The sequence below is a fragment of the Clostridium sp. Marseille-Q2269 genome (genome assembly GCF_943736985.1).
Taxonomy (GTDB): Bacteria; Bacillota; Clostridia; order Clostridiales; family Clostridiaceae; genus Clostridium_F.
This window is the reverse complement of sequence record NZ_CALSFS010000001.1, coordinates 31977-45283: the sequence shown is the minus strand read 5'-3', so window position 1 is coordinate 45283 and position 13307 is coordinate 31977. Positions and strand designations below refer to the sequence as shown.

Sequence of the window (13307 nt, the reverse complement as noted above, 5' to 3'; positions counted from 1 at the left end):
AATTCATCATATAAAATTGGGCAAGTGTTTTCATATTATATGGATAATATATCATAATAAGTATAATATAGTCTCAATAGGTAATTTAGCTTTTGAAATTGCCTAACTAAAGTTATTAGAAAAGATAACATAAAAAAACTGTGTTGAAACAAAAATTGTAAACTTTGTTTTAACACAGTTTTTTAATTTATGATATATATTTATTTACCATTGATAGTGATTAACTCCACCATTTTCATTGTTAGTTTTATCAAACCATGAGTCTAAAAGCTCAAACCAATTTCCAACTTTATTTATGTTAGGATCTTGATTATCTCTGCACCAACTTAATTTTCCATAAGGATTCAATCCATTAGCTACTGTATCTATTGAATTGTACCAACTTTGAATAGTCCAATGAGGAATTGAGCCATAATAACTTGAATATTTTCTATCTCCATCTGGTAAGAATATGCTCAACCCATTTTTGCCTTCTTTAAAATTATTATTAGGATTTCCAAAAGAGTAAATTACCATATCATCTATCTTATTCATACACTCTAAAGCTAAAGTTTTAGTTTTTTTACTGAAATCTTTACCTTCATTTATATTCTGACATAAATCATATATATCAAAATAAGGACATTCAATCCAATCTCCTTCTGAATACTCATCAAAATAATGAATTAAATTAGGATTGATCTTACTTCCTCTTAAATTTTCAATTTCTGATTTTTTATTTTCTTCACTTAAATTAATAGCTAAATTATCTATTGATCTTTTCGTAGCTTCTACTTTAGTTAAATCGTAAAAACTTAAATGCTGGTCATAAGATTCCTCAGCTCTTGTAGAATCTCTCTGTTCTTCAACCAATATTGCTCCTAATTCTTCATTAGTAATAGTTTCAGGAGCAAATTTTTTCTCTTTTCCACCTACACTTAAGTCATCTTCTGAACTACTTTCTCCTACTTGTATTCTATTAAAAATCTTATCGTATTGGAAACCAGGCCCCCAAACATTTGGACTTGAAGCTACCATACTATTAGCTGAAAATCCTCCATTACCTGGTCTATATTGATATGCTACCTCTGCTGTACCCATTAAGCATGCATCAAAAGCAAGTAAATCAACAGATTCTTTATCTGTTAGATTATCTGATATTTCCCCCATGTAGAGACAATCTGGTTCATTTCCATCATAATTACTGTCATCCCAGCAAATAGCTCTATTTACATTTGTGTCTTTCTTATTCTTATCTTTTGCTCCTCCACCATGATTTGCCATTATAAGCACATATTTATCTGCTTTATAATTAGCTTTACAATAATTTATGAACTTTTTAAGAGTATTAGCATCTCCCATACTTGCTTCGTAATTACTATTTAGAGTTATTTCTGGAAATTCCTTTCCTCCACTTAATCTTTTAGTGCTATTATTGTCTATTTTGTATAAACGAGAATCGTTAAAGTTCTCACCAAAAACTTTCTTATCATTTGTATATCTTGGTGTTCTATCTATAAGTGTTACTAAATTTAAATTAGGATTATTAACATATCCTCTTTTCATTTCCTCTACATCTTCTAATAAAGAAGATTCTAGATTATTATCTGCATCACAATAATACATAATAGTCACTTTTTGATTATTGTCTTTAGCTTTTTGTACTTCTTGCTGAACACTCTCTAAATCATTTTTATTAGAATTATTCACACCGTCAGCATATACGGGTTTAAAATTTAACAAAGAAGCAGTCACTAAAGCAGTCGTAAAAATAATAGCTAGTTTGTTTTTTAACATAATGTATCCCTCCAGAAATTTATATTTTTAAATTAATTACGCAAAGCATAATAATATAAAACAATATGAAATTATTGACTTAATTTATGTTTTATGTATAAAGTGTTTACAATTAGTTAATATTTTATATTTTCTACATTTATTTGTATATTCCTTCTAATTTAATAAACTTTTTCTTAGTTTTTAAAATTTTCACATAATTGTTTACTATTCATCTGTGATCTTTATAAATATTAACATTAAATTAAAATTAATTATTGATTTATATAGCTTCTACTAATATTTATTACTATAAGTTTACTTCCAATATAAAACACAATTTGTTCGAAAATCTTCATTTTCATGATAGTCTTTTCTTAATATATACCCATTAATATGTAAATATAGAGTTTTTTATAATATTAAAGGAGGATTAGAATAATGAGAATATTTAAAAAGGAAAACAAATTAGGTAGTATAGGGATACCTCCTATATTAATACTTGTAATTTTATTATTTATATTGATTATAATTAACTTTGGAAAGAATTTAGCATTTAATAATAAACTCTATGCCTCTAAGTTACAAGAAAATATTTATAATTCAATGAACATAAAAGGAAATAGAGTTCAAGCTCTTTCTAGAGCAATAAAACTTAATAATGGAAGTTCAAGCAATACTTGTGTTTATTTTATATCAGAAGTGTTAAGGATGAATGGTGAAAATATACATGATGGAATTTGCAACACAACTCAGCTTTTAGATGTAATGAAAGATAATGGTTGGAAAATAGAAAGGGATTATAGGAAACTAAGACCAGGGGATATATGTTTTACTACAGATGACAAATTAAATAAGAATGGTACTCCAACTCATACTTACGTATTTATGAAATGGGCAAAAGAGGATAACTATGATTATGCTTATGTTTGCGATAATCAAGCTAAAGATTATGACGGAAAAATATATCACTTGAGAAATATAAAAAAAGTTGATAACATAAAAGGTAATATAAAAGATCCCTTTAGTTTCTTTATGTATAAAAAATGATAAATTATATAATAACAGGAGGTAAATAAAATGAGTACTTATAATGTGCTTGTAGTAGATGATGAAAAGGAAATAGTAGATGCTATTGAAATATATTTAAGAAGTATAGAAAATATGAATATAATAAAGGCATACGATGGATTAGAAGCATTAGATATATTACAGAATAATGAAATTCATGTAATACTATTAGATGTTATGATGCCTAAACTTGATGGTATAAGAACTTGTATGAAAATAAGAGAGAAAAACAATATTCCTATAATAATGTTATCTGCTAAAAATGAAGATACAGATAAAATTTTAGGACTAAATATAGGAGCAGATGATTATTTGGCTAAACCATTTAATCCTCTAGAATTAGTAGCCAGAGTAAACTCTCAACTCAGAAGATATATAAATTTAGGTAACTTTCCCCAAACTAAATCTGAAAATGAGATTATTATAGATCAATTAATTATAAATAAAAATAATCATGTGGTGATACTAGATGGTAATGAAATAAAACTAACACCTATGGAATATGACATATTATTACTTTTGGCAGAAAACCGTGGTAGAGTATTTCCATCTTCTGAAATATATGAACGTGTTTGGAATGAACCATCATTTAAAACTGAAAACACCGTAGCAGTTCATATAAGGCGATTAAGAAAAAAAATAGAGATAAATCCTAAAGAGCCTAAATATATAAAAGTAATTTGGGGAGTGGGTTATAAAATTGAAAAATGATTCAAAAAAATATTATAAATTTAAAAAATTATTGATTAAAAATATAATTATAATATTTTTAATTATATTATTCTTATATTTAATATATTTAAATCTTTAAATAATATACATACATTAAAATCGGAAATCCAAAGACAAAAAAATGAAATTGCAATTATTAATAAAGACCTTAAAGATATAGATCAAAATACTTATAATGTTAAGAATATTAGTTATGATATTTGGTTAAAAGAAATTGCTAGTGTGGCTAACTCATTAATATTTAAGAATACAAATAATTTTAAAATTATATCTCAAAATTCACAAACAATATTAGATAAAAAAAGTAATACATTTAAGATTATAGATGGAAATGTAGATTACTCTAGATTAGTAAAATTTATAATTATAGATAAGTCTCTCAATACATTTTTAACTAATGACGTAAATAGCATGCAAATATTAAACGATAAAATTAATGCATTTTCTATGGAAAATAGTGAACTATTCAATTATATTTCAGACAAGGCAATTTGGTATAATATATCTTATAATCATGAAAGTTCACCTATGTTCAAAACTAATAGAGACAATACTCAAATTGAGAATTCCAATAATTTTGTAGAAGCTTATTGGTTTCCTAAAAATTACTCCTATAAAAGGGAAGATTCTATTCTTATAAAGAATATTTTAAAAAACTATGAAAATAAATATAATACTACTATAAACAATATGCAAAAAAATTTAAATACTAAACAATACTTAATAGGACTGTATTCTTTTTTAATTATTCTTTTACTCGTTGCCCTATATTTTATTGGTAAGGAAAATGTTTTCAATGGACTTAAGAGTAGTTTCACAATTAGATTATTTAATTCTATAAATATATGGTTTGAAACTAGAAATACACTTTTTAAGTTAGTTATTTTTATTATATCTACATTCCCTATGATATTATTTATTAAAAAATTATTGTCTTATGATCCTAGTTATTTACTTTATATATTTAATTTTACTTCTACTTCGATTAAAAAAATATATGTATTTTGTATGGTGATATATATATTATTATATATATCAATTATGGTTCCTAAATTAATTAAATTCTGCAAATATATAGATGAAATAATAAAAGGCACAAATAAAATTACTAGCGGAGATTTAGATTTTACAATAAAAGAAAGAGGAGATAAATCACTATTAATACTTGCACAAAATATAAATAAAATAAATAAAGGCTTTAAAATATCTATAGATGATCAAATTAAAAATGAAAAATTAAAAAGTGAGCTAGTAACTAATATCTCTCATGATTTAAAAACACCGCTTACATCCATAATAAATTATACGGATATACTATTAAAAGAAGATATATCTGAAGATGAAAAAGAAGAATTTTTAAAAATCCTTAATAGAAAGAGTTTGAAACTTAAAACCCTTATAGAAGATCTGTTCAAAATATCTAAAATTAATAGTGGACGAGTTCAACTAAATAAACAAGAAGTTAATATAGTAGAGCTTTTAGACCAATCCATAGCTGAATACTCTGATACAGAAATATATAAAAATAAGAATTTAACTTTTGTAACAAAAACTTTTTCCCCTGAAATAAAGATAAATTTGGATGGAAATGAAATGTCTAGAGTTTTCGAAAATCTAATAAATAATTCTTTAAAATATTCTTTAAGAAACACAAGAATTCATGTGAAAATAGAAAGCATCCCTAAAGGCATCAAAATATTTTTTAAAAATATATCTTGTATTCCACTTGATTTTGATAAAAAAGAAATATTTGAAAGATTTACTAGAGGAGATAAATCAAGAAATTCAGATATTGATGGTAGTGGATTAGGCTTAGCTATAGCAAAAAGCATAATAGAACTTCATGAGGGTATTATGTATATTGATTTTGATGGAGATTTATTTAAAGTTATTATTGAACTTTACTATTAATAATAAAATTAATATAAAACTATGCTTCTTTAAAATAACAATTTTATAAACATAATTTAATAACTAAAGAAAAAATTAAGGAACCACATTTCTGATTATAATATGGTTCCTCTTATTTTTAAATAATTTTAGCCTTTTTAATTAGACATTATAATAAATTATCTATGCTTTTTTATTAGTTTTATTGTACATCTTCATTTCTGAAAAATTTCACAATAAATATAGTTGGTTAGTAGTTTGAGTTTGAATTTAAATTCATATTTAAATCAACTAACTCAATTAGTCTAAATGTATATGACAATATCCTTCTGGATTTTTCTTTAAATATCTTTGATGATACTGTTCAGCTTCATAAAAACACTTTAATGGCTCTATTTCAGTTACTATATCTTTTTTATGATTCTGCTGCTGCTGGTATTTACTTTCCATAACTATATTTAAGTCTTTTTGATCCATGTAAAATATACCTGTTCTGTACTGACTTCCTCTATCATTTCCTTGCCTATTCAATATAGTGGGATCTATTATGCTCCAAAATTTTTCTAATAATTTTTCTAATGATAAAATATTTTCATCATATTTTATGTAACAAGCTTCTGCATGGCCTGTAGTTCCCGTACAAACTTCTTCATAAGTAGGATTTTCTTTTATACCATTAGCATAACCCACCTTTGTTTCTATTACTCCATGAATTCTTGACATATACTCTTCTACTCCCCAAAAACAGCCTCCTGCTAAAACTATTTCTCTCATAATATGCATACCTCCCTAATCATTACTAATTTGTTATATATAATATTTAAAAGTCATATTATAATTCTTTACATATTTTAATTTTTTTATTAATAGTCTTTTTCACCCTCTGTTATCTTATTATATAACAAAAATTTATTATATTAAAATATGAAATAAATTCATAAAAAAGTATAACTTTTTATTTTAAAATTATACTTTTGTCTATGTAAACTTTCATATTTCACTATATTTTGTAAAGTAAAATTATTATTTCAGGTTTTCCTAAAAGAGCTTGGGCAATACCTAATCTCTGCTTCATACCAAGAGAATAAGTAGATACTTTATCATTTTCCTTAAGTTTAAGATCTACTATGTTTAATACTTCTTCTACTCTTTTATCTCTTTCTCCCTTAGGTATATTGGGATGCAATCTTACAAGATTTTTTAATATTTCTCTTCCTGTCATATAGTCGAAAAATATAGGACATTCTACTATAGCTCCTAAATTTAAAAGTGCTCCTGATCTATCTTTATTAACATCTATTCCATTAATTGAAACTTTTCCAAAGCTAGGCTTTATAAGACCTGTAAGTAATCTAATCATAGTTGTTTTACCTGCTCCATTGGGCCCTACGAATCCATATATGTCTCCTTTTTCAATATTAAAACTTATATCGTCTATAATTTCTTTACCCTTAATTTTTTTACTTACATTTTTAACTTCAATTATATTATTCATTTATAATTCCTCCCTAAAAATTTACTGTAATGTAATTTTAAAATATAATTTTAAAGATTTTATAAACATATGTTAAATTCTCCATATTAAAATAGTAAAATAAAACATAGTAAAAAACTCCCTAACCAATTTATTTGGTTAAGGAGTTTTTATTAAATGAAATTTATTTTAATAACTGTTATATAAATCTAGTTCATATTAAGAAACTTCTTCATTTTGGAATTGACTATTATAAAGTGAATAATAGAATCCCTTAGATTGTAATAATTCTTCATGGTTACCTTGTTCTACAATATCTCCATCCTTCATTACAAGAATTAAATCTGCATCTCTAATAGTAGATAATCTATGAGCAATTATAAAACTTGTTCTACCCTTCATTAGATTTTCCATAGCTTTTTGTATAAGTAATTCTGTACGAGTATCTACAGAACTTGTTGCTTCATCTAATATTAATATTTTAGGATCTGATAAAATTGCACGAGCAATAGTCAATAATTGTTTTTGACCTTGAGATATATTACTTGCTTCTTCATTTAGTTCCATGTTATATCCATTTGGCAATGTTTCTACAAAACTATGAACATGAGCTGATTTAGCTGCTTTAATTATATCTTCATCTGTAGCATCAAGCTTTCCATATGCTATATTTTGTTTTATAGTACCTGTAAATAAAAAACTATCTTGAAGTACCATACCAAACATTTTGCGTAAATCTGCTCTTTTAAAATCTTGTATGTTATGATCATCTATAAAGATTCCACCACTATTTATATCATAAAAGCGCATTAACAGCTTAACAATAGTAGTTTTACCTGCACCTGTTGGTCCTACAATAGCTACTTTTTGTCCTGGTTTAATTTTAGCTGAAAAATCATTTATAATAGTTTTGTCTTGATTATATCCAAACTTTACATTTTTAAATTCAACTTTACCAGAAACATGTTGAAGCTTAACAGGATTTTCTGTTTCTTTAACTTCGTCATCTTCTTGTAAAAATTCGAATACTCTTTCTGCTGCTGCTGCTGTAGATTGAAGTACATTTGCTATCTGAGCTACTTGAGCTATAGGTTGAGTAAAAGTTCTAACATATTGAATAAAAGATAATATATCTCCAACTTCAATAGTTTTCTTTATAGTAAGCCATCCACCTAGAATAGATACAAACACATACCCTATATTGCCTATAAAAGACATAATAGGCATCATCATTCCAGATAGAAATTGAGATTTCCAAGCTGAGCTATAAAGCTTATCATTTACTTCTTCAAACTTATCTATAGCTTCTTTTTCTCTATTGAAAGCCTTCATTATACTATGTCCACTATAGATCTCTTCTACATGACCATTAATATTACCTAAATCATTTTGTTGAGCTTTAAAGTATTTTTGTGATTTTTTTACTACTGCCATTATAATTAGCATAGATACTGGCAATATTAGTAGAGATACTATTGTCATCTGCCAACTTATAGATAGCATCATAATTAATACACCTATTATTGTTATAATAGAGGTTATTATCTGAGACATACTTTGATTTAAAGTTTGACTCACTGTATCTACGTCATTAGTAACTCTAGATAATACATCTCCATGAGTTCTACTGTCAAAATATTTAAGTGGCATACGATTTATTTTTTCTGAAATTTCACGTCTAAGCTTATAAGAAATCTTTTGAGCTACTGTTGACATTATATATCCTTGTATAAAAGAAAATAAAGCACTTATTATATATAATCCAAGAAGCAAAATTACAATTTTCCATATATAATCAAAATCAATTGCTGCTCCTTTTACTCCCATAACTTTTTGTACTAAGCCATCAAATAACTTTGTAGTAGCTTTTCCTAAAATTTTAGGTCCTACTATAGAAAAGGCAGCACTACCTATAGCAAGGATAACTACAAATATTATAGCAATTCTATAAGGCATTATATATTTACTTAACTTACCCATTGTACCTTTAAAATCTCTTGCCTTTTCAAAGTTTCCTATAGGGCCACCATGACCAAATCCGCCTCTTCTTCCATTTTCTACTTTTTTATTACTCATGCTAAAAGTTCCTCCTTTGAAAGTTGTGAGAAGGCAATTTCTTTATAAACCTCACAATTTTTCATCAATTCACTATGAGTACCAGTTCCCACTATCTTTCCTTCATCTAATACAATGATTTTATCTGCATCTATTATAGTACTTATTCTTTGAGCTACAATCAAGACTGTACTTTCTTTAGTTTCATCTTTTAAAGCTCTACGTAAAGTTGCATCAGTTTTAAAGTCAAGTGCTGAAAAACTATCATCAAAAATATATATTTCTGGCCTTTTCACAATGGCACGAGCAATAGAAAGTCTTTGTTTTTGTCCTCCAGAAACATTAGTACCACCTTGAGATACTTCTGCATTAAATCTATCTTCTTTAGATTCTATAAATTCCATAGCTTGGGCTATTTTAGCTGCTTTTTCTATATCTTTTTCGTCTGCTGATCTATTACCATATTTAATATTACTTTCTATAGTTCCTGAAAATAATACAGCTTTTTGTGATGCATATCCTATTTTTTCTCTTAATTCTCTTTGAGATACTTCTTTTATATTAATATCATCTATTAATATCTTTCCTTCTGTTGCATCATAAAAACGAGGGATTAAGTTCATTAAAGTTGTTTTACCACTTCCTGTACTTCCTATAAACGCTGTAGTCTCACCTGGTTTTGCATCAAATGTAATATTAGATAGTACATCTTTTTCTGCCCCTGGATATTTAAATGAAACATTTTTAAAATTCACATATCCTTTTTTATTATTATTAAATTCTTTTGGACTTTCCACATCATTAATAGAAAGAGGTATATCTATAACCTCAACTATACGTTGAGCTGATACTGAAGCACGTGGAAGCATAATTGATACGATTGAAATCATTAAAAATGCCATAATTATTTGCATTGCATATTGCATGAACGCCATCATATCTCCTACTTGCATAGCTCCTGCATCCACTCTATGAGATCCTACCCATATAATCAATAAAGTTATAACATTCATAATTAACATCATCATTGGCATCATAAGTGTCATTACACGATTTATAAATAAATTAGTTTTTGTTAAATCTTTATTAGTTTCATCAAATTTTTCTTCTTCATGTTTTTCAGTATTAAAAGCACGTATAACTAGCATTCCTATTAAAGATTCACGAGTTACTAAGTTTATTTTATCTACCAATTTTTGAACCTTTTTAAATTTAGGTATAGCTATACCAAATAAAACAATAACTAAAGTTAAAATAGAAACAACTGCTACAGCTATAATCCATCCCATAGAAGTATCTGTCTTAAGTACTTTAAGTATTCCACCAACCCCTAAAATAGGAGCGTAAAATACTATTCTAAGCAAGAACACCATAAAAGTTTGAACTTGTTGAATATCATTTGTGCTTCTTGTAATTAAAGATGCTGTAGAAAACTCATCAAATTCGCCTTTAGAAAAATTAGTAACTTTTTTAAATACTTTACCTCTAAGATTTCTTCCAAGTCCTGCGGCTACTCTTGATGCTAACATAGCTACCATAACTGTGGCTACCATACTAACCAAAGCTAAAAGAAGCATCTTAATACCTTCTTTAACAATGTAGCTTGATTGAAATTTATCTGTATTTATTCCTATAGCTTTATACTCATCCTTAATAAGAATAACTGCTGATTGTGTAACCATACTTTCAGGCATATCCTTAAATTTCTTATCTAAACTTTCTTTTATTAATTTTATTTGTTCCTTTGGCATTTGAGATGGAGAATTATTTCCTTTTAGCATTTGTGCCTTTGAAGGAATTTTTCCATTCTTAGACATTTCTTTTTGCAGTTTCATCTTATCTGTTTTATTTCCTGAAGCTGCTCCACTTACCATATTGTTTTTGCTACCTACAGTAGATTTTTCCATGCCACCAACTATGAGTATTGGCTTGCCTAATATACTATTTAATTCATCTATTGTATCTTTATCTTCTGTATTTAATTTGTAAATGGGTTCTTTTTTTAGATTGGGATAATCTTTCAAATAATTGTCAAAATCACTTTGAGAAAGATTTTTCTTATCTAAAAGTATATAACTATCTTCTACCTTTTTTAAATCTTTTTCATCTACAAAAGCTTTAATTTTATCAAATTCACTTTTACGAATAACTTTTGGTACCGCTTCCTTTACTCCGCCTTGTTGAATGCCCACATTAACAATATTGGACATATAATCTGGTAGCGATAGGTCACATACTGCTTGAACAAATAAAAGACCTAATACTAGAAGTATTGAAACTACAAAAGGCTTTAAGTGCTTTATTATCTTTAACATTCAATATCATCTCTCCGTTTCATAAATTTTATAAAAACTATTATCATATTGTTTATAAATAAAATAAATAATTTCTATTGCAAAGTATATAATATGGTTAATTGCAAAAATGAAATTATTATAAATGTATAACTATTATATTTTAATATATTTTATATGTCAATAACTTTTTATATTGTATAATTATTATAAATACAATATAATGTAATTAAAATTTAAAAATTTTAACATGCATAAATATATTATTTATAACTTTATAACTATTATATTTATATATTTTTTATATGTCAATAACTTTTCATATTGTATAATTATTATAAATGCAATATAATGTAATTAACATTAACTTTTGACTAAGGAGGATAAAAATGAATACTACTGAGCTTAATGTAATATCTCAGGATATATACGATTTATTATTAGATTTACATAAAAAACTTTTTCGTACAGATGAATTATTGAAAAATTTACGAATACCTCAATCACATGTAAAAGTTATCATTTTTCTTAAACATCATGGAAATTGCTCTATTTCTCAAATTGCTAAGGACTTATTAATATCTAAGCCTAACATGACTCCAATTATTGATAAATTGATCTCTGAAGGTATGGTTACTAGATATACTGACCCAGAAGATAGAAGAGTTATAAGGGTTCAATTAACAGAAAAAGGCTCTACATTTATAAAAGATCAACAAAAGTTATTAAAAAGTTTATTAGCAAAAAAAATAGAGAATCTTTCTGAAGAAGATTTACAATATCTTAGTACTCACTTAACAGGAGTAAAAAACATTATTTTAAAAATAAAGTAACTTATTATCATAATAGTATACAAATTAATTAAACTATAATTTATATAAATAAATTATAGTTTTTAGCATTACTTACTTTTATATTATAGACCACATTAACTTATAAATTAATAGTTTATTAAAAAATAGAACAATTTTCACCTTAATAATATTTAATTTCCAATGTTTAGTGTGTCATAGAATTATATGGATTTGAAGCCTTTATGACTAAGTTCTATATACATCATTTAAAAATCACATTATAACTTAACTTCGGAATCATAATGTAACTTTAAATAATTAACAATCCTTTATAAGATAATACTAATAATATAGTATCACTTAATTTGTTCTCAAACCATTCCAAATTTTTATTGTATATAAAATTAATATAATTACTGATAAACAAAGTATCATAATACTAAATAAGGATTCTTTGTAACTTATACCTATATAACTATAAATAACTGTCATAGGTATGTTAAAAATAATTATTGTTAATATATATTTTATGTAGCTTAATCCTATTGAAGATGATAAAAAACATATTATATCCGTGGGAGCTATAGGACATACTATGCCTAATGCTAAAAATTTATAATTATGCTTTATTATTAATGGTTCCATATACGCATATTTACTTTTGATTAAACTTTTTATGTTTAAATTTGGGAATACTCTAGCTACTATGTATATTAAGGTTTCACTTAAAATCATTCCTGCCATAGATAATAAAAATCCATTAGTAGTTCCAAACAAAGTTCCACCTAATATTATTAATGTAACTCCAGGTAATAATATAGATAATCTTACTATCCATAATATTAGAAAAGCAAGCATTGTTGCTTTTCTATTTGAGATTAAATATTTTTTCATACTTTCTGTAGTAAAAGACATAAAATCATATTTATTAAAAATAAATATTAATGTAATCCACAATATGCATGAAATAAAAAACAACCATTTTTTATTTATTTTCATAGTTAATTCCTCCTACTACTCCTTAAATAGAAGTATAAGATTATGTTTTATTTTTTATATTATTACTAACATCAGTAATTTATATTTCATCCCACAATATTATACTTTATGATGAAATATAATATTGTAAGATGAAAAATTCTACAAGTATGACTATGCTTAAAAAATTATATATTTACCATAATCTTTTTAACACCATATAAGTATTTCTAACTTAAATATAAAGATTATTTCTATAAAAAA

The 13307-nt window shown here is 25.5% G+C and carries 8 protein-coding genes and 3 pseudogenes; 5 read left to right on the top strand and 6 right to left on the bottom strand.

All coding sequences use genetic code 11. The features are described from left to right. Positions 1-204: 204 nt before the first annotated feature. A complete protein-coding gene (gene cloSI / locus NGI68_RS00155; RefSeq protein ID WP_251859461.1) occupies positions 205-1776 on the bottom strand; it encodes a clostripain in 1572 nt (523 codons plus the stop codon). Positions 1777-2196: 420 nt separating this feature from the next. Here cloSI and NGI68_RS00150 point away from each other — a divergent pair, with 420 nt between their 5' ends. From NGI68_RS00150 to NGI68_RS17185, 4 genes and pseudogenes are all read left to right on the top strand, one after another. After that, positions 2197-2805 (top strand): hypothetical protein, encoded by a 609-nt coding sequence (locus tag NGI68_RS00150; RefSeq protein WP_251859460.1) that lies wholly within the window; start codon positions 2197-2199, stop codon positions 2803-2805. 30 nt (positions 2806-2835) lie between these two features. Beyond that, positions 2836-3537 (top strand): response regulator transcription factor, encoded by a 702-nt coding sequence (locus NGI68_RS00145; RefSeq protein ID WP_251859459.1) that lies wholly within the window; start codon positions 2836-2838, stop codon positions 3535-3537. A 432-nt stretch (positions 3538-3969) separates the two neighbouring features. Then, a pseudogene (locus NGI68_RS17190) lies at positions 3970-4935 on the top strand (histidine kinase dimerization/phospho-acceptor domain-containing protein); the annotation flags it as partial. Between the two features lie 216 nt (positions 4936-5151). After that, positions 5152-5409: pseudogene (locus NGI68_RS17185) on the top strand (ATP-binding protein); the annotation flags it as partial. A gap of 339 nt (positions 5410-5748) precedes the next feature. Here the strand turns inward: NGI68_RS17185 and msrA are convergent. From msrA to NGI68_RS00120, 4 genes and pseudogenes are all read right to left on the bottom strand, one after another. After that, a complete protein-coding gene (msrA, locus tag NGI68_RS00135) occupies positions 5749-6222 on the bottom strand; it encodes a peptide-methionine (S)-S-oxide reductase MsrA (protein WP_251859457.1) in 474 nt (157 codons plus the stop codon). A gap of 241 nt (positions 6223-6463) precedes the next feature. Beyond that, a pseudogene (locus NGI68_RS00130) lies at positions 6464-6943 on the bottom strand (ABC transporter ATP-binding protein); the annotation flags it as partial. Between the two features lie 198 nt (positions 6944-7141). Continuing rightward, positions 7142-8998: an ABC transporter ATP-binding protein gene (locus tag NGI68_RS00125; protein ID WP_251859455.1), complete on the bottom strand. Its 1857-nt coding sequence runs from the start codon at positions 8996-8998 to the stop codon at positions 7142-7144. Next, on the bottom strand, positions 8995-11292 hold the full coding sequence (locus NGI68_RS00120; protein WP_251859454.1) for an ABC transporter ATP-binding protein: 2298 nt from the start codon (positions 11290-11292) through the stop codon (positions 8995-8997). Before NGI68_RS00120 ends, NGI68_RS00125 begins: the two co-directional genes overlap by 4 nt. A gap of 368 nt (positions 11293-11660) precedes the next feature. On the opposite strand from NGI68_RS00120, the gene NGI68_RS00115 reads away from it, so the two are divergent. After that, complete coding sequence (locus NGI68_RS00115) at positions 11661-12104, top strand: MarR family winged helix-turn-helix transcriptional regulator (RefSeq protein ID WP_251859453.1); 444 nt, start codon at positions 11661-11663, stop codon at positions 12102-12104. A gap of 321 nt (positions 12105-12425) precedes the next feature. Here the strand turns inward: NGI68_RS00115 and NGI68_RS00110 are convergent, their stop codons facing one another. After that, positions 12426-13064 (bottom strand): TVP38/TMEM64 family protein, encoded by a 639-nt coding sequence (locus NGI68_RS00110; protein WP_251859452.1) that lies wholly within the window; start codon positions 13062-13064, stop codon positions 12426-12428. Between the last annotated feature and the right edge of the window lie 243 nt (positions 13065-13307).